20 protein-coding genes are annotated in these 23,097 nt (G+C 66.4%); 11 read left to right on the top strand and 9 right to left on the bottom strand.

All coding sequences use genetic code 11. The features are described from left to right. Positions 1 to 22 precede the first annotated feature (22 nt). From VOM14_RS16905 to cobC, 6 genes are read left to right on the top strand one after another with little or no spacing between them, the layout of a single operon-like run. Positions 23 to 1,951 (top strand): TonB-dependent receptor domain-containing protein, encoded by a 1,929-nt coding sequence (locus tag VOM14_RS16905; RefSeq protein ID WP_327629860.1) that lies wholly within the window; start codon positions 23 to 25, stop codon positions 1,949 to 1,951. Positions 1,952 to 1,978: 27 nt separating this feature from the next. Beyond that, complete coding sequence (locus tag VOM14_RS16900; protein ID WP_327629859.1) at positions 1,979 to 3,049, top strand: FecCD family ABC transporter permease; 1,071 nt, start codon at positions 1,979 to 1,981, stop codon at positions 3,047 to 3,049. Further along, a complete protein-coding gene (locus VOM14_RS16895; protein WP_327629858.1) occupies positions 3,046 to 3,885 on the top strand; it encodes an ABC transporter ATP-binding protein in 840 nt (279 codons plus the stop codon). The genes VOM14_RS16900 and VOM14_RS16895 overlap by 4 nt, the downstream gene beginning before the upstream one ends. 37 nt (positions 3,886 to 3,922) lie before the next feature. Beyond that, positions 3,923 to 4,984 (top strand): nicotinate-nucleotide--dimethylbenzimidazole phosphoribosyltransferase, encoded by a 1,062-nt coding sequence (gene cobT / locus VOM14_RS16890; RefSeq protein WP_327629857.1) that lies wholly within the window; start codon positions 3,923 to 3,925, stop codon positions 4,982 to 4,984. Positions 4,985 to 5,040: 56 nt separating this feature from the next. After that, positions 5,041 to 5,826: an adenosylcobinamide-GDP ribazoletransferase gene (locus tag VOM14_RS16885; RefSeq protein ID WP_327629856.1), complete on the top strand. Its 786-nt coding sequence runs from the start codon at positions 5,041 to 5,043 to the stop codon at positions 5,824 to 5,826. Further along, the gene (gene cobC / locus VOM14_RS16880; protein WP_327629855.1) at positions 5,811 to 6,401 is read left to right on the top strand and encodes an alpha-ribazole phosphatase; all 591 of its coding nucleotides are present in this window, start codon (positions 5,811 to 5,813) and stop codon (positions 6,399 to 6,401) included. Before VOM14_RS16885 ends, cobC begins: the two co-directional genes overlap by 16 nt. A 95-nt stretch (positions 6,402 to 6,496) precedes the next feature. On the opposite strand, the gene VOM14_RS16875 is transcribed toward cobC, so the two are convergent. Genes VOM14_RS16875 through cobU form a run of 4 tightly spaced genes read right to left on the bottom strand, consistent with a single transcriptional unit; the run spans position 6,497 to position 9,968 of the window. Beyond that, positions 6,497 to 7,420, bottom strand: a complete 924-nt coding sequence (locus VOM14_RS16875) for a cobalamin-binding protein (RefSeq protein WP_327629854.1) — start codon at positions 7,418 to 7,420, stop codon at positions 6,497 to 6,499. A 4-nt stretch (positions 7,421 to 7,424) separates the two neighbouring features. Further along, the gene (gene cobD, locus VOM14_RS16870; protein ID WP_327629853.1) at positions 7,425 to 8,486 is read right to left on the bottom strand and encodes a threonine-phosphate decarboxylase CobD; all 1,062 of its coding nucleotides are present in this window, start codon (positions 8,484 to 8,486) and stop codon (positions 7,425 to 7,427) included. Then, entirely contained in the window at positions 8,479 to 9,414 is a 936-nt protein-coding gene (cbiB, locus tag VOM14_RS16865; RefSeq protein WP_327629852.1) for an adenosylcobinamide-phosphate synthase CbiB, read from the bottom strand. The genes cobD and cbiB overlap by 8 nt, the downstream gene beginning before the upstream one ends. Further along, entirely contained in the window at positions 9,414 to 9,968 is a 555-nt protein-coding gene (gene cobU / locus VOM14_RS16860) for a bifunctional adenosylcobinamide kinase/adenosylcobinamide-phosphate guanylyltransferase (protein ID WP_327629851.1), read from the bottom strand. The genes cbiB and cobU overlap by 1 nt, the downstream gene beginning before the upstream one ends. A gap of 243 nt (positions 9,969 to 10,211) precedes the next feature. On the opposite strand from cobU, the gene VOM14_RS16855 reads away from it, so the two are divergent. Beyond that, positions 10,212 to 11,684 carry a cobyric acid synthase gene (locus VOM14_RS16855; protein ID WP_442955553.1) on the top strand — a complete coding sequence of 491 codons (1,473 nt, stop codon included), beginning with the start codon at positions 10,212 to 10,214 and terminating at the stop codon, positions 11,682 to 11,684. Positions 11,685 to 11,809: 125 nt separating this feature from the next. Then, positions 11,810 to 12,226 carry a DoxX family protein gene (locus VOM14_RS16850; protein WP_327629849.1) on the top strand — a complete coding sequence of 139 codons (417 nt, stop codon included), beginning with the start codon at positions 11,810 to 11,812 and terminating at the stop codon, positions 12,224 to 12,226. Between the two features lie 120 nt (positions 12,227 to 12,346). Here VOM14_RS16850 and VOM14_RS16845 read toward each other — a convergent pair whose 3' ends face one another. Continuing rightward, positions 12,347 to 12,766 (bottom strand): PaaI family thioesterase, encoded by a 420-nt coding sequence (locus tag VOM14_RS16845; protein ID WP_327629848.1) that lies wholly within the window; start codon positions 12,764 to 12,766, stop codon positions 12,347 to 12,349. Positions 12,767 to 13,053: 287 nt separating this feature from the next. On the opposite strand from VOM14_RS16845, the gene VOM14_RS16840 reads away from it, so the two are divergent. Beyond that, the gene (locus VOM14_RS16840; protein ID WP_327629847.1) at positions 13,054 to 13,704 is read left to right on the top strand and encodes a ParA family protein; all 651 of its coding nucleotides are present in this window, start codon (positions 13,054 to 13,056) and stop codon (positions 13,702 to 13,704) included. 114 nt (positions 13,705 to 13,818) lie between these two features. Here the strand turns inward: VOM14_RS16840 and panD are convergent, their stop codons facing one another. From panD to VOM14_RS16820, 4 genes are all read right to left on the bottom strand, one after another. Further along, positions 13,819 to 14,205, bottom strand: coding sequence for an aspartate 1-decarboxylase (gene panD / locus VOM14_RS16835; RefSeq protein ID WP_327629846.1), 387 nt, complete (start codon positions 14,203 to 14,205; stop codon positions 13,819 to 13,821). Between the two features lie 55 nt (positions 14,206 to 14,260). Beyond that, entirely contained in the window at positions 14,261 to 15,094 is an 834-nt protein-coding gene (gene panC / locus VOM14_RS16830; RefSeq protein ID WP_327629845.1) for a pantoate--beta-alanine ligase, read from the bottom strand. Between the two features lie 251 nt (positions 15,095 to 15,345). Then, on the bottom strand, positions 15,346 to 16,221 hold the full coding sequence (locus tag VOM14_RS16825) for a segregation and condensation protein A (RefSeq protein WP_327629844.1): 876 nt from the start codon (positions 16,219 to 16,221) through the stop codon (positions 15,346 to 15,348). A 4-nt stretch (positions 16,222 to 16,225) separates the two neighbouring features. Beyond that, positions 16,226 to 16,411 (bottom strand): DUF3460 family protein, encoded by a 186-nt coding sequence (locus VOM14_RS16820; protein ID WP_007175923.1) that lies wholly within the window; start codon positions 16,409 to 16,411, stop codon positions 16,226 to 16,228. A gap of 366 nt (positions 16,412 to 16,777) precedes the next feature. Here VOM14_RS16820 and VOM14_RS16815 point away from each other — a divergent pair, with 366 nt between their 5' ends. Both VOM14_RS16815 and VOM14_RS16810 read left to right on the top strand, forming a co-directional pair. After that, a complete protein-coding gene (locus VOM14_RS16815; RefSeq protein ID WP_327629843.1) occupies positions 16,778 to 18,631 on the top strand; it encodes an autotransporter assembly complex protein TamA in 1,854 nt (617 codons plus the stop codon). 25 nt (positions 18,632 to 18,656) lie between these two features. Continuing rightward, the gene (locus VOM14_RS16810) at positions 18,657 to 23,024 is read left to right on the top strand and encodes a translocation/assembly module TamB domain-containing protein (RefSeq protein ID WP_327629842.1); all 4,368 of its coding nucleotides are present in this window, start codon (positions 18,657 to 18,659) and stop codon (positions 23,022 to 23,024) included. The last annotated feature ends 73 nt before the right edge of the window (positions 23,025 to 23,097 follow it).

Here is a 23,097-nt window from a genome sequence, read left to right as displayed (position 1 = left end):
CCATCCACGGGAAACTCACTCCATGCTGTCCCCTATCGCCCGCGCGGCATTGCTCGCTTTTGCAGGGCTGCCGCATGTCGTCCTCGCCCAGACCGCCGCGAGCGCGTCTGCGTCGTCTGTAACTGGCGCAATCGCGCCAGCCGAAGCAAGCTCATCCGCCGCCGCGCCCGCAAGCGCGGATTCATCGCTCACTGTGTTATCGCCGGTCGTCGTGACGGCGGAGCGCGGACCGCAAGCGCTTGCCGACACGATTCCGCAGACCTCGCTGTTCGATCAGCAGGATCTCGCCGATACCACCGCGACCGATCTGCCCGGCCTTCTGCAACTCGCACCCGGTGCGCAAATCTCGCGCACAGGTGGCCCTGGTTCGACGACGAGCCTGTATTTGCGCGGCGCGTCGTCGACGCAATCGCTGGTGTTGATCGACGGCGTGCGGGTCGACTCGGTGAGTCTCGGCGCCGCGCAAATCGCGCAGATTCCGCTCGATCAGATCGATCATGTGGAAGTGGTGAACGGCAATGTCTCCGCGTTATACGGATCGGGCGCGATCGGCGGCGTGGTCCAGGTCTTCACGAAAGACGGTGGCGATCATCCGCCGCGTTTCAACTTTTCGGTGGGCTACGGCAGCTATCACACGCAGACGCAGCAGGTCGGCGCGAACGGCGCCTTGGATAAAGACGGCCGCACCACCTTCAGCATTTCGCTCGCGCGCTCGAAAGACGACGGCTTTTCGTCGATCAATCCGCGCGAGGGGCCCAACGTGAACCCGAACGCAAACGGCTATCTGAACGAAAGCATGTCCGCTTCGTTGCGTCACAAGTTCAGCGACAAGTGGGACGCGGGCGTCAGCTATTTCCAGTCGAACGGCAACAACAGCTACGACAACGCGTACGGCGTGCCGACCGATCTGAACAACCTGTACACGAAAGTGCGCCAGGTTTCCGCGTTTGCGAACGGCAAGCCGACCGACTGGTGGACCACGCACTTCATCGTGTCGGAAGGCGACGATCGCAGCGTGTCGAACACTAACGGCCTGTATAACGGCCGCTTCGACACCGACAACCGGCAGTACACGTGGCAGAACGATTTCGCGCTCGCCTCGCAGCAGAAGTTGCAGCTCGGCTACGAGCATCTGGACCAGAGCCTCGACTCGGATACGTTTGCGGCGCCCGCCCGTCACGTGGATTCGGGCTTTGCCGGCTACACGGGACGCTTCGGGCGCAGCCAGATTCAGGCCAACGTGCGGCGCGACCAGTACTCCGATTTCGGCGGAGCGAACAGTTACTATCTCGGCTACGGCTTTGACATCACGTCGCATTGGAAGGTCAGCGCGAGTTATTCGGATGCGTTTCGCGCGCCGAGTTTCGACGATCTGTACTATCCGTTGAGCGGCAATCCGTCGATCAAACCCGAGCGCAGCCATTCGATCGAAGCCGCGTTGCAGTACGCGTCCACTGCGCTCGGCGTGATGCGTTTGAGTGCTTTCCAGACGCGTTATTCGAATCTGATCGACTATCAGCAAGTGACGCCCGGCATTTATCTCGCCGAAAACGTGGGCCATGCGAAAGTGCAGGGACTGGAAGGATCGTGGAGCGGACATGTGGGCAGGACCGACGTGCGCGCGTCCGTGACGCTGCAAAATCCCGTCGATCTCGACAACGATGTGGACCTCGTGCGGCGCGCGCGGCGTTTCGCTTCGCTGGCGGTGAATCGCAGTATCGCGGGATGGCGCGTGGGCGGCGAGTGGATCGTGAGCGGCCCGCGTGAAGACAGCAGCGGCAAGCTGGGCGGCTACGGCATCGTGAATCTGTCCGCGCGCTACAACATCACGAAGGCCTGGTACGTGGCCGCGCAAATCCAGAATCTGTTGAACAAGGACTATGAGACGGCCTACTCGTATAACTCGCCGCGGCGCGCTGCGTATGTCACGGTCGGCTGGCAGCAGCAGTGACGCGCGCGCCGTGTTGAGAGCGCGTCGATGAGCCGCCATTCCGGTTCGATGCCCGCCACGCTTCACGCCATGAGCGCGAAGCGCGCCGCCGCCATCTGGCTCGCGCTCGGCGTCATCGCGCTGGCCGTGTTGATGGCGTCGCTCGCGTTGGGCAGCGTGTCGCTCGCGCCGGCGCGCGTGATCGCGGCGCTCTCGCCGATGCATGCGTCCGCCGTCTTGCCGGCGTCGCAAGGCGGCGCTGACGATCTCGCCCGCGAGATCGTGCGCACGCTGCGTTTGCCGCGTGCGCTGGCCGGCTTTGCATGCGGCGCGCTGCTCGCGCTGGCCGGCGCGCTGTTGCAGGTGCTGTTGCGCAATCCGCTCGCCGAGCCCTACGTATTGGGCGTATCGGGCGGCGCGGCGACGTTCGCGCTGGTCGCGATGATCGCCGGTTGCGCGTGGTGGCTCGTCGATGCCGCCGCGTTCTCTGGCGCATTCGTGTCGATTCTTCTCGTGCTGGGTCTCGCGCGCCGCGAGTTGTGGCGCGGCGAGCCGCAGGACACGTCGCCGCGTTTGCTGCTGACCGGCGCGGTGATCGCGGCGGGTTGGGGCGCGCTGATCACGTTGCTGCTCAATCTCGCGCCCGACAATCGTTTGCGCGGCATGCTGTTCTGGCTGACCGGCGACCTCAACGGCAACGCGATGCCGTGGACCGCGCTCGCCGCGCTCGTCGTCGTGCTGTTCGCCATCGTGCCGGTTGCGCCGCGCCTGAACGTGCTGCTGCGCGGCGACGCCGCCGCGCAAGCGCTGGGCGTCGCGGTCATGCCGCTGCGCCTGCGCGTGTACCTCGCGGCCTCGCTCGCGGCGGCCGCCGCCGTGACGACGGCGGGCACCATCGGCTTTGTCGGGCTCGTCGTGCCGCATATGCTGCGGCTCGCGTTCGGCAACGATCAACGCATGCTGCTGCCGGCCGCGGCGCTTGGCGGCGGCGTCGCGGTGATGGGCGCGGATCTGATCGCGCGCATGGTGATCGCGCCGGCGCAGCTGCCGGTCGGCGTGATCACGTCGATTATCGGCGTGCCGGTGTTTCTGTGGATGCTGTTGCGCGGCCGCCGATGATGCACGCCTCTCGCCCTCCTTCGCCCACGCTCAGCGCGCAGCGCGTGACATTGCGCGCCGGCGCGCGCACGTTGCTCGACGCCTTCACGCATACGTTCTATGCGGGCGAGATCTGGTGCGTGGCCGGTCCGAACGGCGCGGGCAAGACGACGCTCCTCGCCACGCTCGCGGGTCTGTTGCAGCCGTCGGCGGGACATGTCGAACTCGACGGCGTGCGTCTCGCCGAGTGGCGCGCGCAACCTCTCGCGCAGCGCCGCGCGCTGATGCCGCAAAGCGCGCCGGACGCCTTCAGCGCAAGCGTGCTCGACATCGTGATGCTCAATCGCTTTCCGCATCTGACCGGCTGGGGCTGGGAGCGCGAGGCCGATCGCGAGGCCGCGCGCGCGGCGCTGGACTTGCTGGGCCTGACTGCATTGACGACGCGCGACGTGCTGTCGCTGTCGGGCGGCGAACGTCAGCGAGTGGCGCTGGCGGCGGTGTTGTGTCAGGACGCGCCGCTCCTGCTGCTCGACGAGCCTTTATCGCATCTCGATCTTCATCATCAGATCGACTGTCTCGAAGCGCTTGGCCAATGGACGCGGCAAGCGCAGCGCACCGTGCTGTTTTCGTGTCACGACCTGAACCTCGCGCGCCGCTTCGCGACGCATGCGCTGTTGCTCGACGGCGCGGGTGCCGTGTATGCCGGTCCCGTGCACGACGTGCTGACGCCCGCGCTCACGAGCCGCGTGTTCGGCTATCCGCTGATTCTGATTCGCGACGGCGCGCACGAGGCGCTGATTCCCGCTCCGCGTTCGAGTCATGAATCGACGTCGAATCATGACGAATCGGCAACGTGACATTCCGATCAGAACATTCATCCATTTCCATCGACCTATGACTTCCTCGCCAAGCTTGTCCGCATTGCCTCAAGTCGAACCGCTCGATCAAACGTTGCGCGACGAGCTGCAACACATCATCGATACGAAGACGAAGCCGCCTGGCAGTCTCGGCCGGCTCGAAGCGCTCGCGCTTCAGATGGGCTTGATCCAGCGCAGCACGCGTCCCACGGTTGAGCGTCCCGCGCTGATCGTGTTCGCCGGCGACCACGGCATTGCCGCCGAAGGCGTGAGCCCTTATCCGCAAACAGTCACGGCGCAGATGGTCGCGAATTTCCTCGCGGGCGGCGCGGCGGTCAATGCATTGAGCCGCGTGGCGGGCATCGAACTCGAAGTCGTCAACGCGGGCATTGCGACGCCGCTGCCGCGCACGGATGGACTCATCGACATTCCCATTGCAGCGGGCACGCGCAACTTCGCGCACGAACCGGCGATGACGCACGCGCAAGCGCTCGCGGCAATGCAAGCCGGTGCTGAGCGCGTGCGCCATCACGCGGCGCGCGGCAGCAACGTGATCGGCTTCGGCGAAATGGGCATTGCGAATACGTCGGCGGCGGCGTGTTTGATGAGCCGCGTGTGCGGCGCGCCGATCGACGAATGCGTGGGCCGCGGGACCGGTCTCGACGACGCCGGGCTCGCGAAAAAGCGCAACGTGCTGGCGGCGGCGCTCGCGCATCACGAGAAATCCAGCGCGCCGCTCGATGTGCTCGCAACCTTCGGCGGTTTCGAAATCGCGATGATGGCGGGCGCGTATCTCGCCGCGGCGCACGCGCGCATGACGATCCTCGTCGACGGCTTCATCGCGAGTTCCGCGCTGCTGATCGCCGACGCCATCGCGCCGAACGTGCGCGCGTATTGCGTGTTCGCGCATGCGTCGAACGAAGCGGGGCATCGGCGCATGCTCGATCATTTCGGCGCCGCGCCGTTGTTGTCGCTCGACATGCGGCTCGGCGAAGGCACGGGCGCCGCGCTCGCCGTGCCGCTCCTGCGCGCGGCGAGCGCCTTTATCAACGAGATGGCGAGCTTCGAATCGGCCGGCGTCGCCAATCGCGAAGCGTGAGCCGCAGTGAGCCGTTTCGCACACCGTCCGATGCACGACATTGACGCGAGCCATTCATGAATCCGCTGGCAGAACTGCGCTACTTCTTCACGGCGCTCGGCTATTTCACGCGCGTGCCCGTGCCGCGCTGGGTCGGCTACGAGCCGCATTATCTGAATGCGGCGGCGCGCTATTTTCCGCTCGTCGGCATGTTGATCGGCGGTGTGAGCGCGCTCGTGTATCTCGCGGCGTCGCGCGTGTTTCCTGTGAGTATTGCGGTGCTGCTTTCGATGGCGTCATCGCTTCTCGTCACCGGCGCCTTTCACGAAGATGGTCTCGCCGATTGCGTCGATGCGTTCGGTGGCGCCTATACGCGCGACGCTGTCTTGCGGATCATGCATGACTCGCGCATCGGCGCTTTCGGCGCCATCGCGCTGATGATCTCGCTCGCGCTGAAGTGGCAAACGCTCGCCGCGTTGCCGCCGACGCGCGCAGCGGGTCTGATGATTGCCGCCCATGCCGCGAGCCGCGCGTGCGCGATCAGCTATCTCGCCACGCTCGATTACGTGCGCGCCGAAGGCAAGGCGAAGCCGGTCGCGCAGCGCCTGAGCGGCGCCGCGCTGCTCTGCGCGGCGGGGTTCGGTTTGCCGTGGCTGCTGTGGCCGGACGGCCCGCGTGGTCTGCACGCGTTGGACTGGCGCTTCGCGGGCTCGGCGCTTGCGGTGCTCGCCGCGTTGCGCTTGGCGATGGGACGTTATTTCGTCAGACGCATCGGTGGCTATACCGGCGACTGTCTCGGCTTCGCGCAGCAGATCTTCGAACTGAGCATCTATCTTGTAGGGCTCGCATGGATATCGTCCTGATCCGTCATCCCGCCGTCGCGCTCGAAACGGGCGTGTGCTACGGCCACAGCGATGTGGCGCTCGCCGAAGCGGCGGATGTGTCGTCCGCGGCGCTCGCATTGAGGCTTGCGGGTTTGCAGGTGCCGGCGCCGCGCGTCGTCATATCGAGTCCGCTCACGCGCTGCTCCGCGCTCGCCGTCGAAATGGCGAACGACTTCGGCTGCGTGCTGAGTCACGACGATCGTCTGAAGGAAATGAATTTCGGCGATTGGGAAACGCGCCGCTGGGACGCAATCGACCGCGAGTTGCTCGATGACTGGGCGTCCAACTTCGAACATGCGCGCGCGCATGGCGGCGAAAGCGTCGCGCAGTTCGTGCTGCGCGTGCGCGCGTGGTTCGACGCGTATGTACGAACGCGCGAGCTTTCGCCGACCTACGTGGTCACGCATGCGGGCGTGATACGCGCCATCGCGTCGCTCGCGCTCGACGTGCCGCTCGAAGGCAGCCTGCGATGGTCGCTGGAAACAGGCAGCGTCGTCTGGCTGCGCCGCAACGACGAAGCGCGGCACTGGTCGCTCGTGAAGTGGAATGCGTGAGCTGAGCGCTTAACGGCGTGTTCACGCGCGGGTCATGGCGCGGTTTTGCGGGGCGCGTGTTGCAGCGCGGCTCACGGCGCGTGTTGCGGGGCGCGTCACTGCGTGGGTCGCTGCTCGCGTTGCGTTCTGCGCGAGCGCGCCAGATCCAGGTCTTCACACAATTGCTTCGCGCCTTGCGCGATGCGCGGCGCGGGCCGGTTGATCAGATCGCCGTCGATGGCGAACAGGTTGTCGTTCGCCACCGCCGACAAACGCGGCCATGCACGCCACGCGCTGAGTTGCGGCAAGGTCGTGTCGGGCCGGGTCGCGCCGGGCGCGGCGGTGATGATCGCTTCCGGGTTCGCCGCGAGCACGGCTTCGGTTGAAACGGTCGGCACGAGCGGTTGCAGTTTCGCAAACACGTTGCGGCCGCCGCATAGGTCGATGACGTCGCTGACCATATGCTCGCCGTTGAGCGTCATCAACGGTTGATCCCACACCTGATAAAACACGCTGACGGGCGCGCGCTTCGCATACTGCGCGCGCAGCGAAGCAATGTCCTGACGATACGCGGCGGCGGCCGCATCCGCCGTTGACGACGTGCCGAGCAACTGGCCGAGCTTGCTCAACGAGACCGCGACATCGTCCAGACGATGCGGCTCGCTGAAGAACAACGGTATGTGCAATGCGCGCAGACGGTCGAGCTGACGTTGCGCATTGCCGTGCCGCCACACCACGATCAGATCCGGCTTCAACGCGACGATGCGCTCCAGGTCGAGCGCCTTGTTGTCGCCCACGCGCGGCAGTTGTTTCGCTGCGGGCGGATAGTCGCTGTACGACACCGCGCCGACCATTTTTGCGCCCCCGCCCGCCGCATACAGTAGCTCGGTGACATGCGGCGCGAGGCTGATTACGCGCTGTGCCGGAGCGGGCAGCGTGAGCGTGGCGCCGGTGTCGTCAGTCACGGTGATGCCGGCGTGCGCGTGCAACGCGGCGGTGACGAGCGTGGCCGAAAGGGCGAGGTGACGTGAACGGATCATTGGCTCAGACGGGACGTGTGCCGGATCGAGCGATGCCTGCCGCGCCGGGCGTATCGAGCGCCGCGCGCAGGCTGTCGGCGAGGCGCGTCCATTCCTCTTCGCTCGCGGGCAAACCGAATCGCACGCTGCCTGACGATGCAAAGAGCCGCGTCCAGACGCCGCGCGTGGCCAGGGCTTCGTGCAAATCGGCGGCGCGTGGGTCGGCGGTCCAGGCGAAGAGCGGCGTGCCGCGCGTGCGAAAGCCATGCGCGTGCAGCAGAGCGACGAGACGCGCGCCGTCGGCGGCCAGCCGCGCGCGCATCTGTTCCTGCCAGGCGCGATCGGCGAACGCCGCCTTCACGGCGTGACGCGCGGGACCGCTTACGGTCCACGCGCCGAGCGCGCGACGCAAGCTGTCGAGCAACGCGGGCGCGGCCAGCACGAAGCCGGCGCGCACGCCCGCGAGCCCGAAAAACTTGCCTGGCGAGCGCAACACGATCAAGCCATCGCGATGCGTGTGAGCGGCGAGCGACGCCTCGGGCATCGTGTCCGCGAAGGCTTCGTCGACGAGCAGCGTGCCGCCGCGCGCGCTCAATTGCGCGTGCCAGGCGAGCAGCGTCGAAGCGCTCAGATGCTCGGCGGTCGGATTGTTCGGATTCACGACGATGGCGTGCGTGAGCGCGTCGGGCAAGACGTCGCGCGACACGTCGAGCGGCATCACGCGATGCCCGGCCCGCTCGAACGCGGGCGCATATTCGCTGTATGTGAGCGGCGCGACGCCGACGGTTGCGCGCGGCAGCAACGCGGGCAGCGCGCGAATGGCGGCCTGGCTGCCGGCGACGGGCAGCACATGCAGCGCATCCGGCGCGCCGTAGTAACGCGCGGCGCAGTCGGCGAGCCCGTCGCCCTCGTCGGGCAAGCGGCGCCAGGCATCGGCGGGAACGGGCGGCACCGGATAGCCGTGAGGATTGATGCCCGTGGACAGATCGAGCCACTGCGCGTACGGAATGCCGAAGCGCGCGGCGGCTTCGTGCAGATTGCCGCCGTGAGTCAACGGCTCGCCACCCGCGTTCATTCGATCAGACATGAAGCGGCACACTCAGTAACGCCAGCACGATCAGCACCGCGAGCCACAGAATGACCGTGCGTTCGACGAGCATCAGCGCGGCCGTGATATGCGCGGCCTTCGCCGGATGTCCGAAGCCGAGCGTCGCCCGATGTTCGAGCGCGCCGTGATAAACCGCGGGGCCGCCGATCAGCACATTCAGACTTCCCGCGCCGGAGGCCATCACCGGGCCGGCGTTCGGGCTGTCCCAGCGCGGCGCCTGCTCGCGCCAGCAACGCCACGCCGTGCGCGTGTCGCCGAGCAGCGCGTAGCTCGCGGCGGTCAGGCGCGCGGGAATCCAGTTGAGCACGTCGTCGAGGCGCGCGGCCGCCCAGCCGAAGCGCAAATAGCGCGGCGTGCGATAACCCCACATCGCGTCGAGCGTGTTGGCGAGGCGAAAGCCGAGCGCGCCCGGACCGCCCGCGATCGCGAACCAGAACAGCGCGCCGAAGATCGCGTCGTTGCCGTTTTCCAACGCGGATTCGACAGCGGCGCGCGACAGCGCGGCTTCGTCGGCATGGGCGGTTTCGCGCGACACGATCTGCGCGGTCAGCAGCCGCGCCTGCGCGAGATCGCGTTGCACGAGCGCCCGCGCGATCGGCTCGATGTGATCGTGCAAACTGCGCGCGCCGAGCGCGAACCAGAGCAACGCGACATGCACCGCACACGCCGCAAAAAACGGCAGCACGGCGACGAGGCCCCACGCGATCAACACCGGCGGCAGCACGGCCAGCGACCACGCGAGCAGTCCCTTGAGCCGAAGACGCCGCCCGCGGTTGTAATGCGCTTCCAGCCGCGCCGCCCATTTGCCGAAACCCACCAGCGGATGCGCGCCGCGCGGCTCGCCGATCCAACGGTCGATGGCCACGCCGGCGGTGGCCAGCGTCACGATGAGAGGAAGCGACAGCATCACGCGGCGCCCGCGCTTTTGAGCGCGAGCGGCAGGCCGGCGACCATCATCGTGGCCTGCGTGCTCAGGGCCGCGATGCGCTGGTTGAGCCGGCCGAGTTCATCGACATAAAGACGCGTGGCCGCGCCGAGCGGCACCACGCCCAGGCCGATTTCATTGCTGACCACGATGATCTTGCCGCGAGCGTTGGCGAGCGCGGCTTCGAATGCGTCCACGCGCGCGTGATAGTCCGCGAGCGGCTCGCCGTCGCTTTCGGCGGGGCAGAGCAGGGTGGCGAGCCACAGCGTGAGGCAGTCGATCAGCGTGCAATGGCCGGGCGCGTCGGCGTTCGACACGGCGCCCGCGAGGTCGGCGTCGGCTTCGAGCAATTGCCAGTGCGCCGGCCGCCGCTCGCGATGATGCGCGATGCGCGCGCTGAATTCGGCGTCGCCGGTGACGCGCGCGGTGGCGATGTAGGTCACGGGCAACGCGCTGCCGGCGGCAAGCTGTTCCGCGTGCGCGCTCTTGCCTGAGCGCGCGCCGCCGAGAACGAAGGTGAGGTCGCGGGGAATCATCGCGTGATTGTACCGGCGCGCCGCGCGGGCGGGCGCGATGGGATAATGCGGCGATTCGTCGTTGCGACATTGCCGCGGTTTTTGCCGCCGCGTTTGTCCGTGCTCTTGTTAGTGCTTTTGCCGCTGCTTTTGCCCCTGTTTATCCGCTGTTTCTCTTTCGCTTTCCTTATCGCCGAGTCCGCCATCTCCGTGAGCACCTATTCGATCCCGCATGACGCCATACCCGTGCCGCGCGGCACGCTGATGATTCAGGGCACCACGTCCGATGCGGGCAAGAGCACGCTCGTCGCCGGTTTATGCCGGCTCGCGCGGCGCGCGGGCGTGCGGGTCGCGCCGTTCAAGCCGCAGAACATGGCGCTCAACAGCGCGGTCACCGTGGACGGCGGCGAGATCGGGCGCGCGCAGGCCTTGCAGGCGGTGGCGGCCGGCATTGCCGCGCATACCGACTTCAACCCGGTGCTGCTCAAGCCGACGAGCGATCGCGGCGCGCAGGTGATCATCCACGGCAAGGCGCGCATGAATCTCGACGCCCGCGCGTATCACGACTACAAGCCCGTCGCTTTCGAGGCGGTGCTGGAGTCGTACGCGCGGCTGCAAGCGGCGTACGAGACGGTCTTCGTGGAAGGCGCGGGCAGTCCGGCCGAGATCAATCTGCGCGAGCGCGATATCGCCAACATGGGTTTCGCGGAAGCGGTGGATTGTCCGGTCGTGCTGGTGGCGGACATCGACCGGGGCGGCGTGTTCGCGCATCTGACCGGGACGCTCGCGTGCCTGTCGGCGAGCGAACAGGCGCGCGTGCGGGGCTTCATCATCAACCGTTTTCGCGGCGATATCGGGCTGCTCAAGCCGGGGCTCGACTGGCTCGAAGCGAAAACCGGCAAGCCGGTGCTGGGCGTGGTTCCGTATCTGCACGGCCTGACGCTCGACGCCGAAGACATGCTGCCGCCCGAGCTGCGCGCGGCGCAGCGAGGCGACGCCGCGCGCACCTTGCGCGTGGTCGTGCCGGTGCTGCCGCACATCAGCAATCACACGGATTTCGACGCGCTGCGCGCGCATCCGCAAGTCGATTTTCACTACGTGCGAAGCGGCACGCCGCCGCCGCCGGCCGATCTGATCATCCTGCCGGGTTCGAAGAATGTGCCGGGCGACCTCGCGTTTCTGCGCGCGCAAGGCTGGGACGCGGTGCTGCAACGGCATCTGCGCTACGGCGGCCGGGTGATCGGCATTTGCGGCGGCATGCAGATGCTTGGGCGCGAGCTTGCCGATCCGCACGGCGTGGAAGGCGCGCCGGGAACCTCGGCGGGGCTCGGCTGGCTCGACTATTCGACGGTGCTCACGCGCGACAAGACGCTGAAAAACGTGACCGGACGCCTGGCATTGCCCGGCTCGCCGGAGGTCGCGGGCTATGAGATCCACATGGGCGAGACGCGCGGGCCGGCGCTGGATTCACCCGCGCTGTATCTGGAACAAACGGGCGATGGCCGCGCCCATGCACGCCCCGACGGCGCCGTTTCCGCCGATGGCCAGATTCTCGCGACGTACGTCCACGGTTTGTTCGACGCGCCTTCGTCGTGCGCGGCGCTGCTGGCGTGGGCAGGATTGAGCGATGCCGAGGCGATCGACTACCCGGCGTTGCGCGAAGCGTCGCTGGATCGCCTCGCCGATACGCTGGCGGAACATCTGGACCTGGCGAAGCTGGTCGCCGTGATGGGTTGATTGCTTCTCCCTAGGAAACAATCAAAGCCGGACGGGCGGTTTTTCGCTGATTCTGGTTCGAATAGAGTGACGTCAATCGACGGCTTGTTTCAAGCCGCCTCACTTTTCCATCAAAGGATTTCGTCATGAACTCGAACCGCTCCACCGATTTCGCGGCTTTGGTTTTGCGCGTCGCCCTCGGCGTGCTGTACCTCGCGCACAGTCTGCAGAAGATTTTTGTATTCACGCTGCCCGGTACCGCGCAGTTTTTCGCGTCGCTCGGTTTGCCCGGATGGCTCGCCTACGTGACGACGTTCGTCGAACTGATCGGCGGCATTGCGTTGTTGCTGGGCGTGCAGGCACGCTGGGTCGCGCTCGTGCTGCTGCCGTTCATGCTCGGCGCGATGTCCGCGCATTTGCATAACGGCTGGGGCTTCGGCTCGCCGCACGGCGGCTGGGAGTATCCGGCGTTCTGGGCGGTCACGCTTGTCGTGCAGTCGTTGCTCGGCAATGGCGCGTTCGCGCTCAGCGGCGTGAAGGCGCCGCGCGCGGCGGCCGCCTGATCGGGCAACGCGCCGGAGCGGCATGGCTTGCCGCTTCGAGCGGTACCTGACCAATGAAAAAGCACGCGCCGCGAGGCCGCGTGCTTTTTTTATCGCGCATCTTTTAAAAATGCGGCGCGATCAATACAACACGATCTGCGTGCAGCGAAAGAGGGCGATGGTCTTGCCGTTCGGGTCCGTCACCGTCGCGTCCCACACCTGCGTGCTGCGGCCGAGGTGCACGGCTCGCGCGACCGCGCGGATCGTGCCTTCCCGCGCCGTGCCGACAAAATTGCTCTTCAACTCGACGGTCGTGAAATTGCGCGCCGTCTCCGGCAGATGCGCGAGGCACGCGTAGCCGCAAGCGGTGTCCGCGAGACCGATCACCGTCGCCGCGTGCAGAAAGCCGTTCGGCGCGAGCAACTCCGCGCGCACGGTCAACTCCGCGCTCAGCATGCCTTCGTCCAGCGACAGCACACGCACGCCCAGCAAGCCCGGCAGCGAACCCTTTTGGCGTTCGTGCAGGCGTTCGACGGTATATTCCGGACGGAGTTTGCTCATGAAATTGGCTTCCTCGAAAGGTTGAGTCGGTCATGGCGGACGGCCGATTATCCATTCGGGGGCTTCGGCCCCGCCGCATTTGCCGATATTATCAACGGCTGGATCGGCGCTTGTGGCAAAACGGGTGCAAATCGGCGCGAGACAAAAATGCCTCGAGCAGGCGTCGAAGGCTGAAATCCGACGCAGCATTGCAAGGCAGAAAACCCAAAGCGGAAAACCCAAAGCCAAGTCAAAGCAGAACGCGGCAAATCGGCTGGCGGCGTCCAGTCTTCTTTCCGGGAGTATTCATGACGGTAATCGTGGTGGCGAATCCGAAGGGCGGCGTGGGAAAGAGCACGCTGTCGACCAATCTGGCCGGCTATTTCGCCGCAACCGGCGAGTGGGTGGCGCTCGCGGATCTCGACAAGCAGCAGTCGGCGCACGCGTGGCTGTCATTGCGGCCGGACACGCTGCCGGCCATCGAAACGTGGGAAGTGAATCCCGAGACCCCCGCCAAACCGCCGAAGGGCCTTGAGCACGCGATCATCGATACGCCGGCCGGCTTGCACGGCAATCGCATGAACATCGCGCTGGAGCTGGCCGACAAGGTGATCGTGCCGCTCCAGCCGTCCATGTTCGACATTCTCGCGACGCAAGACTTCCTCGAGCGGCTGGCTAAGGAAAAGGCCGTGAGGAAAGGCGCGATCGAGGTCGGCGTGGTCGGCATGCGGGTCGACTCGCGCACGCGCTCGGCGGAGCAACTGCATCGGTTCGTCGAGGGGCTGAAGCTGCCGGTGCTGGGTTTTCTGCGCGACACGCAGAATTACGTGCAGCTCGCGGCGCACGGCCTGACCTTGTGGGACGTCGCGAAAAGCCGCGTGGAAAAGGATCTGGAGCAGTGGCAGCCGATCATCGAGTGGACGAACGGGGCGGCCGGGAAGGCGAAGGCGGGGGGCTGAAACCCCGGCCCGAAGCGGCGGAGGCCGGCAGCGGGGCGGCATGGCCGCCCGCTTCAAGGCGCGATAAGCCGGGGAATCTCCGCCTTACGGCGTAAAACCAGACTCGCTGACCGCTCAGTTCCAGCTCTGGGTCGGCACGTGATCGCGGCTGCCCTTGATCTTGTTGTTTTCGTCGACGAACACCAGATCCGGCTTCCAGCCCGCCTTCAGTTCCGCCTCGTCCACCACGGCGAAGGCCGCGATGATCACCAGATCGCCCAATTGCGCGCGCCGCGCCGCCGAGCCGTTCAGCGAAATCATGCCGCTGCCGCGCTCACCTTTGATCGCGTAAGTCGAGAAACGCTCGCCGTTGTTGATGTTCCAGATGTCGATCCGCTCGTTTTCGACGATGTTCGCCGCTTCCAGCAAATCTTCGTCGATCGCGCACGAGCCTTCGTAGTGCAGCTCGCAGTGCGTGACCGCGACGCGGTGAATCTTCGACTTCAGCATGTTGCGTTGCATGGCTAGGTCAATTCCTTGTGACTTCTTAAGCGCCTTCCAGCGCCTAGGACAAAATTCAGATTTCGAGGTTGTCGATAAGACGAGTCGCGCCGATCTTGGCGGCGGCGAGCACGACCAGCTCCGCATTCGCGTCTTGCGGACCCGGCGGCAGCAAATTCGAGCGCTTGCGCACGGCGATGTAGTCGGGTTGCCAGCCACGCCCGCTCAGACTTGCCATGGCCGCGCGTTCGAGCGCCGCGAAGTCACGCTCGCCGGACAGCACGGCGTCGCGCATGCGGTTCAGTTCGGCGGCGAGCATGGGCGCCTCGGCGCGTTCGGCGGGCTGCAAATAGCGGTTGCGCGAGCTGAGCGCGAGGCCGTCGGCATCGCGCACGGTTTCGGCGGCGATGATGTCGGTCGGCAGCGCGAACTGATGGCACATGCTGCGCACGATCATCAACTGCTGATAATCCTTTTTGCCGAACACGGCGACGCGCGGCTGAACGCACGACATGAGCTTCATCACGACCGTGCACACGCCCTGAAAGAAGCCCGGCCGGAACTCGCCTTCGAGGATGTCGCCCAGATCGTGCGGCGGATGCACGCGATATTCCTGCGGCTCCGGATACAGATCGCGCTCGGTCGGCGCGAACAGCACGTAGACGTTTTCCTTTTGCAGCTTCTCGATGTCGGCTTCCAGCGTGCGCGGATATTTGTCGAAATCCTCGTTCGGCCCGAACTGCAGACGATTGACGAAAATGCTCGCCACCACCGGATCGCCGTGCTGGCGCGCGAGGCGCATCAGCGACAGGTGTCCTTCGTGCAGATTGCCCATGGTCGGGACAAAGGCGGTGCGATTCTGGCCGCGCAACTGGTCGCGCAATTCATGGATCGAGCTGATGACTTTCATGATCGGACAGGGATTCCTCGCGCGGCGCGAGACCGGGTTGACGCAAAGCCTCAGGCTTTTTCGCGGCCCGCGGCCTCACGTGTAATGACAGGTTCGGAGCGCCGGATTGTAGTGGATTTGGCCACTGAGCGCACCGAAATGCGGCACCGGATTCGGCACTTGATGCGGCACTTGATGCGGCACCGGATGTGCCACCCAAACGACGCACCCGAACGAAGTACCGACGCCTCGCGCGGCGCGCCCGCCACGGCTCAGGCCGGCAAATAGGCGAGCCGCACATAGATCGGTGCGAACGGCTCCGCCTGGGTGATTTCGATCAGCGATTCGCGGCACAGTTCGAGCACCGCGATGAAGTTGACCACCACGACCGGTACGCCCTTGCTCGTGTCGAACAGGTCGGAGAACTCCATGAAGCGCGCGTTCTGCAGTTGCCGCAGGATGGTGCTCATATGCTCGCGCACGGACAATTCCTCGCGCGAAATCTTGTGATGCTGCACAAGCTTGGCGCGCTTGATCACGTCGGCCCACGCGGCGCGCAGATCCTCGCTGTCCACATCCGGAAAGCGCGGCGTGATGCTTTGCTCGATGTACACCTCGGCGCGCAGGAAGTCGCGCCCGAGTTGCGGCAACTGATCGATGCGCTGCGCGGCGAGCTTCATCTGCTCGTATTCGAGCAGGCGCCGTACCAGTTCGGCGCGCGGGTCTTCCGCTTCCTCGCCGCTGTCGGCCTTCTTGACGGGCAGCAACATGCGCGATTTGATCTCGATCAGCATCGCGGCCATCAGCAGATATTCGGATGCGAGTTCGAGATTGGTCTTGCGCAACTGTTCGACGTAGCCGAGATACTGCACGGTCACGTCCGCCATCGGAATGTCGAGCACGTTGAAGTTCTGCTTGCGGATCAGATACAGCAACAGATCCAGCGGGCCTTCGAACGTTTCGAGAAAGACTTCGAGCGCGTCCGGCGGAATGTAGAGGTCGGTCGGCAGCTTGAAGAGCGGCTCGCCGTACAGGCGCGCGAAAGCAATGCCGTCGACGGTGTCGGGCGTCGAATCGGTGGCGGGCGCGGCAAGCGCGGCGTCGGACGGAGCCCGCGGCGGGCCGTGCGCCTCGTCGGCGTGACTCACGCGCTTAGAAGTTCTGGTAGTACGAGTAAGGCGTCTGCTCGACGCGCGATGCCTTTTGCTCGGCGCGTTCTTCCAGATCGATCGGCTGTTTGTCCCACAGCAAGGCCCGGCCGCGGCGCTGCTCGGCTTCCAGGTTGGGCTTCTGTTGCTTGAGCTGATTCAGAAACTGGGTGATGTCCGATTGATACATGGCTCGACGTCCGTGGTTGGGGAGATGGCGGGCCGTTGGTCTTGCGTGGTTTGGGGTTTGGCGCCGCCGCTATTTCGCAATTTTAGCGCAAGCGCCGAGCGCGGGCGAAAAACCCGCCAGCGGCGCGGGCCTCCGTGCGGCAACGGAATGACGCGGGTTGCCGGAACCCGCGCGCATCGCAGTGCGTCAAAGGCGGGCGCGCCGGTCTCGCGCCCTGCGCCGCGCATGCGTTCCGGCGCGGGCGTCCGCGGTGCGTTCGCAGGTGCGTTTAGAGATAGACCTGTCTCGTTGATGTGGTCAAATAGCGTGCTTCGGCGGCACTGCGCGCCCGAGCGAATTTTCATCAACCACGGCCGGAGGTCCTGTTTGGCGGGGTGTGCGATCGAAAAGCCGCATCTGCGGCACGGCGAAGCCCGAGCAGGCAAAACGCCGTGGCCGGCGGCACACGGCGCGAGGACGCTGGGGAGCCGGCTGCGCGCGTGGCTCGCCTTCGGCATCGTCCTGCTGACGCTGGCGGGCGGCAACGCCCACGCGGCGCGCGCGGCCGCGAGCTACAAGGTCGATGTCGAAGCCTCGCCGCGCTCGCTGCGCAAACTTCTGGAACAACATCTCGATATTGCGCGGTTTGCGAAGCGCCCCGACATCAGCGACGACCAGTTCGAATTTCTGATCACGGCCACGCCTCAGCAAGTGCGCGATCTGGCCGCCACGCAAGGCTACTTCACGCCGGTTGTTCGCACCGACGTGCGCACCGTCGACACCGGCAAGCGCGTCACCGTGAGCGTCGATCCGGGGCCGCAAACCGTCATCACGGCGATTTCGCTGTCGTTCCGCGGTCCGGTGCTGACCGAGGACCCGGCGCAGGAAAACGCCGCGCGCTTTGCGTTTTCGCTGCACGAAGGCGATCCGTTCTCGCAGAGCGACTGGGACGACGCGAAGAACGCGTCGCTCAAGGCCTTGCAGGCGCGCCGCTATCTGGGCGCGAAGATCTATCACTCCGAGGCGCGCGTCGATCCGCGCACGCACGAGGCCACGCTGGCCGTCACCTTCGACAGCGGGCCGACCTTCACGCTCGGCAAGCTCGACGTGTCGGGCACGCGGCGCTATCCGGCGCAGATCGTCGACAACGTGAATCCCATCGCGGTGGGCGATATTTACGACGTGCAGCGCATCACCGAATTGCAGCGGCAGTTGCAGAACACGCCGTACTACGCGAGCGTCGCCATCGACGTGGACAGCGACCCGGCAAAGCCGGTCGAAACGCCGTTGCATGTGAAGGTGTCGGAATATCCGTACAACAATATTCGCGGCGGCGTCGGCTATTCCACGGACAACGGCGCGCTCGTGCAGGGCTCGTATTCGTATCTGAACACGTTCGGCAAGGCGTGGCCGTTCACGATCGACGGCCGCGTCGATCAAGTCCAGCAATACGGCCAGATTCAGCTTGCGATGCCGCCGGGCCCGCGCGCCTGGACCAATAGCGTGCTCGCTTCCTACACAACCACGGACGTTTCCGACACGCGCATCTACAGTATCCGGGGCGGTGTGCAGCGTGCTCGCACGTCGCAGTTCCTCGATTACTCTTACTCGATTCTGTACTACCAGGACCGGCTCGATCAGAACGCGGGCGCGCCCACCACGAGCCGCGCGCTGGTGCCGTCATGGTCGTGGACCCGGCGCAATACCGACGACCCGCTGTTCCCGCGCAAAGGCAATCTGATTCACGTCGAGGCGGGTTTCGCGGTCAAGGGCGCGCTGACCGATCAGACCTTCATTCGCGGCTACGCGCGCGGCCAGCAATACCTGCCGATCGGCAAGGAAGATCTCGTGGTGCTGCGCGCCGAATTCGGCGGCGTGTTCACGAGCGGCAGTTCGAGCGGCGTTCCGGCTTCGCTGCTGTTTCGCGCCGGCGGCTCGAATTCGGTGCGCGGCTATGGCTATCAAAGCATCGGTAACAATGTTCAGGGCTCGGTGCTGCCGACCAAATATCTCGTGACGGCGTCGGCGGAATATCAGCACTGGTTCACGCACGACTGGGGTGCGGCGGCCTTTTTCGACATCGGCACGGCCACCGACACCTGGGGCGAAAAAGTGTTCTATCCGGGCGTGGGCGTCGGCGCGCGCTGGCGCAGCCCGGTGGGGCCGGTCAATGTCGACCTGGCGTACGGCATTCGCAACCGCAGCGTGCGGCCTTATCTGACGCTCGGGATCGCTTTCTGATGACGTCCTTCAACCCGAACCGCGCATGACCACGGACGTTTCCGCATCTCCTCCCGCGCAGCCGCCCGGTGCTCGACCGCCGGGCGGTCCGCCGCCTGATGAGCCCGCGCCGCCGCCGCCGAAGCGCCGCCGCACGGGCCGTCTGCTGCTGAAGACCCTCGCATGGACCGTCGCGGTGTTGGCCTTGCTGATCGCATTGGCGCTCGGCCTGCTGTACGGCGCGCTCACCACCGAGCGCGGCACCGCCTACGCCTGGCAGGCCGCGGTCAAGCTGCTGGGCGGCAGGCTGAGCGGCACGCTGGACGGCGGCGCGCTCGCGAACGGCGTGCAGTTGCGGGCCGTGCGCTGGCGCGCGCTCGACGGCAGCGGCACCGATATCCAGATCGACCGGGTGGGCGGCCGCTGGGCGCTCGCGCGCGACCCGTGGCGCTTCACGATCGACTACCTGCACGTCGGCACGGTGGACGCACGTATCGGCGCCTCCTCGCGAAGCAGCAGCGAACCGCTGAAACTGCCACAAGACCTGCGCTTGCCGATGCAGCTCGAGATCCGTGACGTTCAGGTGGACAAACTGCTGGTGCACGAGGGCACGTCGACCACGGAGTTTTCGCGCTTCGCTTTCCATGCACGCAGCGACGGGCGTCATCACGAGGCCGCGATCGAGCGGCTCGATACGCCGTTCGGCGCGGTGACGGCCTCGGCGAAGCTGGACGGCGTGAGGCCGTTCCCGCTGACAGGCGATGTCGGTTATTCCGGCAAGGTCAACGAAGAAGCCGTACAGATGGCCGGGCATCTGGGCGGCTCGCTGGAGAATCTGGTCGCGGAAGTGGATGCGAGCGGCATGAAGGTCGCTGGGCACGCGCAAGTCGAAGCCACGCCGTTCGACGACGTGCCGCTCAAGCGCGCGACGCTGACCTTCGACCACGTCAATCCGCAGGCCTTCGCGCCGGGCGCACCGCTCGCCGATCTGGCGGTGCGGGCGGAGTTGCAGCCGGTGGCGGCGGAGGGAGCCGGAGCGGCGAGTGGGGCTGGCGCGACGAGCGGTAGCCGCGCGGCCAGCAGTCCGGCTGCGGCGAGCGTGGCTAGCGTCAGCGCCACGGCCAGCGCGAGCGCCGCCACAGTCAACACCACAGCCACCCCAAGCACTCCCCCCACCTCAACCAAACCCGCTGCCCCCTTCGCAGTCGCCGGCCACATTTCGATCGTCAACGCCCGCCCCGGCGCGATCGATCAGAAGCTGTTGCCGCTCATCGACGCCAACGCCGACGTCCGCCTCGACGCCCAAGCGCAGCGCATCTCGAACCTTGCCGTGCGGCTCGTGAAAAATGCCACGCTCACGGGCGGCGGCACGCTGTCCGGCAAGCGCGGGCAGTTCGATCTGCAAGTCGCCGGGCTCGACCTGAACGCGCTTGACGCGCCGGTGCGTCCCACGCAGCTTTCCGGGCCGATCGGCATTCGTCTGAACGACGACATCCAGACCGTCACGCTTGATCTGGCCGATCCGAAAGCGGCGCTGCGCGCGCAGGGCAAGATCACCACGGACCCGGCGCGGCTCAGCTTCAACGATGTGCGCATCACGTCGGGCAAGGGCCGCATCGACCTGTCCGGCGTGCTCAAGCACGACGCGAATTCCACCTACAACGTGAAGGCGCAACTGACCGACTTCGACCCGTTGACGCTGACCTCGCAGATGCCGTCGCGCACGCCCGCGAGCGGTCCGGAAGTGTCCCCAGCGGCTCCGAAGGGCAAGCTCGCCGCCGAGGCCGCGGCGCAAGCGGGAAGCACGGCCGGCGCAAAAAGCGCGGCCCCGGCCGACAAAGCCGCCGCCGCCGTCAGGAACACCGGCAAGGCCGTCGTGAAAGCGGAGGTGCTGGAGCGCAAGAAACCCGCGCCGAAACGCGCCGCGCTGCCCGCGCGCAAGATTGAGGCGAAGGTCAACGGTACGTTGTCCGCCGCCGGCATGCTCGCCCCCGTCCTGACAACCAAGGCCGAATTCAAGCTGGGCCCGAGTGTCTACGACGGCCTGCCGCTGACGGGCGGCGGCACCGTGCAACTGGCGGGCTCGCGCATTCTGCCGAGCCGCGCGACGCTGTCGGTGGCAGGCAACCAGGTGGATTTGCAGGGCAGCTTCGGCGCACCCGGCGACCGCTTGCGGTTCCGCGTCGACGCGCCCGCGCTCGACCGCCTCGGCTTCGGTCTCGCCGGCCTTGTCGCCGCCGATGGCGACCTGACCGGCTCCTTCGCGCATCCGAACGTCGTGCTGAACTACAAGGCCGACAGCGTGGTGGCGAGCAGCAATCGCATCGGCCACGCGGAAGGCCACGCCGAACTGCGCGACGGCGCGAACGGCGCACTCGTCTTCACGACGGACGCGCGCAATGTAAGCGCGGGCGGCGTCGATCTGACCACGGTCACGGCGCGTCTCACCGGCACGCGCGCGAATCATTCGCTCGAAGCCGCCGCCATCGGCAAGCTGCAGGACCGGCCGCTGGACCTGACGCTCGCAGCCAACGGCAAGCTCACCGAAGCGCGCGACGGCTCGCGCTGGGACGGCACGGTCACGCGTCTCCAGAACCGCGGCACGCCGGCGTTGAACCTGGAGTCGCCACTAACGGTCAGCGCGGCGCCGCGCCGCCTCACGCTCGGCGCGACGCGGCTCACGCTCGAAGGCGCGGTGCTGAGCCTGAAGTCGTTCGCGTTCGACCACGGCCGGGTGCAATCGGCGGGCAGTTTGACCGGCGTTTCGTTGGCGCGTCTGCAGGATTTGCGGCGCGAAATCACCGGCACGCCGCCCGCCGTAAAAACCGACCTCGTGTTCGACGGCGACTGGGACTTCGCGCTCGGCAGCACCGCGAGCGGGCACATTCAGTTGAAACGGCGCAGCGGCGACGTCACCGTCGAAATTGGCCGCGGGCTGGCGTCGCTCGGCATTTCGGATATTGCCGCGCGCGCCGAATTCAGCGGCGGTAATCGTCTGAACACGACACTGCATGCGCAGGCGAGCCGCATCGGCGTGATCGACGCGGACGCGCACACCGTGCTCGTCGCGCGCGACGGCTTCCTGACCGTCAACGAGGAGGGCGCACTCACCGGCAATGTGAGCGCGAATGTGCCGTCGCTGAAAACGACCGGCGGCCTATTTGGTCCGAGCTATCTGCTCGACGGCCATCTCGCGCTCAAGCTCGCGCTCGGCGGCACCGTCGCGAAGCCGAACCTGAGCGGCTCGCTGCTCGGCGACGACCTCTCGGCGACGCTCGTCGATCAAGGCGTGCAGTTGAAGGACGGCATCGTGCGCATCGCGCTCTCGCACAATCTCGTGGATTTCCAGCAGGTCGAGTTCCACGGCGCGAGCGGCACGCTGCGCGCCACCGGCCGCGTGCGCCTCGACAACGCGGAGCCGGATCTGACCGCGAGCATCGTCGCGGACAAGCTCGAATTGTTCGCCGCGCCGGACCGCAATCTGTCGCTGAGCGGCAGTGCGAGCGTGGCGAACGCGGGCGCGCAGGGCGGCATGGCGATCAACGGCAAGTTCGTCGTCGATCACGCGTTGTTCGACATGCCGGAGCAATCGGCGCCCAAGCTCGGCGAAGACGTGGTGGTCGTGCGGCCCGACGGCACCGTGGCCGGCGAGCGGCCGCGTCCGGTGCCCGGCAGCAACAAGCCGATTGGTCCGTTCGCGCCGCGCGCCAACATCGACATCGGCCTCGGCGACAACTTCCGCTTCCGCGGGCAGGGCGCCGACCTCGGCCTGACCGGCACGATCACGGCGATGAGCGCGCCGAACCTGCCGCTGCGCGCGGTCGGCAACGTCGGCGTGACGCAGGGCTCGACCTACACGGCGTTCGGCCGCAAGCTCAACATCGAAAACGGCTTCTTCACGTTTAACGGGCCGGTGGCGAATCCGGGCATCAACATTCTGGCGATGCGGCGCAACCAGCAGGTCGAGGCGGGTGTGCAGGTCACGGGCACGGTTCAGTTTCCCGTCGCGAAGCTCATTTCCGAGCCGAACGTGCCGGATAACGAAAAGCTCTCGTGGCTGCTGTTCGGCCACGGCACGGATCAGGGCAACAACCTCGGTCAGCAGAGCACGATGACCACGGCGCTCGCCTTGCTCGGCAGCGCGAAGGGCAAGCAGATTGCCCAAACCTTCGGGCTCGACGAGTTTTCGATTGGCCGCAGCGAAGTGGGGCTGACCGATCCGCAAGTGGTGATGGTGTCGAAGGCGATTAACGAATGGCTCGTGATCGGGTACGAACAAGGGCTCCAGTCGGCGAGCAACGCGATCAAGGCGACCATCAACCTGACGCGCTACTGGTCCGTCGCGGCCTATGGCGGCACCTTCGACGGCATCGAGCTGCTCTATACGCGGCGCTACGACAGGATCAAGTGGTGATCGCGCGGAGATAAAAAAACGGCACGCGTGGGTCGCGTGCCGTTTTTGTGCAGGCCGGCCCGCGAGGGCGGCG

This window comes from Paraburkholderia sp. MPAMCS5 (assembly GCF_036016995.1).
Taxonomy (GTDB): Bacteria; Pseudomonadota; Gammaproteobacteria; order Burkholderiales; family Burkholderiaceae; genus Paraburkholderia.
The sequence above is the reverse complement of the archived record's forward strand: the minus strand, read 5'-3'. Positions and strand labels throughout refer to the sequence as shown.

Excerpts from the sequence above, each read along its gene's own strand:
- VOM14_RS16905 (WP_327629860.1), top strand. The coding sequence starts at position 23 with ATGCTGTCCCCTATCGCCCGCGCGGCATTGCTCGCTTTTGCAGGGCTG.
- VOM14_RS16900 (WP_327629859.1), top strand. The coding sequence starts at position 1,979 with ATGAGCCGCCATTCCGGTTCGATGCCCGCCACGCTTCACGCCATGAGC.
- VOM14_RS16895 (WP_327629858.1), top strand. The coding sequence starts at position 3,046 with ATGATGCACGCCTCTCGCCCTCCTTCGCCCACGCTCAGCGCGCAGCGC.
- cobT (WP_327629857.1), top strand. The coding sequence starts at position 3,923 with ATGACTTCCTCGCCAAGCTTGTCCGCATTGCCTCAAGTCGAACCGCTC.
- VOM14_RS16885 (WP_327629856.1), top strand. The coding sequence starts at position 5,041 with ATGAATCCGCTGGCAGAACTGCGCTACTTCTTCACGGCGCTCGGCTAT.
- cobC (WP_327629855.1), top strand. The coding sequence starts at position 5,811 with ATGGATATCGTCCTGATCCGTCATCCCGCCGTCGCGCTCGAAACGGGC.
- VOM14_RS16875 (WP_327629854.1), bottom strand. The coding sequence starts at position 7,420 with ATGATCCGTTCACGTCACCTCGCCCTTTCGGCCACGCTCGTCACCGCC.
- cobD (WP_327629853.1), bottom strand. The coding sequence starts at position 8,486 with ATGTCTGATCGAATGAACGCGGGTGGCGAGCCGTTGACTCACGGCGGC.
- cbiB (WP_327629852.1), bottom strand. The coding sequence starts at position 9,414 with ATGCTGTCGCTTCCTCTCATCGTGACGCTGGCCACCGCCGGCGTGGCC.
- cobU (WP_327629851.1), bottom strand. The coding sequence starts at position 9,968 with ATGATTCCCCGCGACCTCACCTTCGTTCTCGGCGGCGCGCGCTCAGGC.
- VOM14_RS16855 (WP_442955553.1), top strand. The coding sequence starts at position 10,212 with ATGATTCAGGGCACCACGTCCGATGCGGGCAAGAGCACGCTCGTCGCC.
- VOM14_RS16850 (WP_327629849.1), top strand. The coding sequence starts at position 11,810 with ATGAACTCGAACCGCTCCACCGATTTCGCGGCTTTGGTTTTGCGCGTC.
- VOM14_RS16845 (WP_327629848.1), bottom strand. The coding sequence starts at position 12,766 with ATGAGCAAACTCCGTCCGGAATATACCGTCGAACGCCTGCACGAACGC.
- VOM14_RS16840 (WP_327629847.1), top strand. The coding sequence starts at position 13,054 with ATGACGGTAATCGTGGTGGCGAATCCGAAGGGCGGCGTGGGAAAGAGC.
- panD (WP_327629846.1), bottom strand. The coding sequence starts at position 14,205 with ATGCAACGCAACATGCTGAAGTCGAAGATTCACCGCGTCGCGGTCACG.
- panC (WP_327629845.1), bottom strand. The coding sequence starts at position 15,094 with ATGAAAGTCATCAGCTCGATCCATGAATTGCGCGACCAGTTGCGCGGC.
- VOM14_RS16820 (WP_007175923.1), bottom strand. The coding sequence starts at position 16,411 with ATGTATCAATCGGACATCACCCAGTTTCTGAATCAGCTCAAGCAACAG.
- VOM14_RS16810 (WP_327629842.1), top strand. The coding sequence starts at position 18,657 with ATGACCACGGACGTTTCCGCATCTCCTCCCGCGCAGCCGCCCGGTGCT.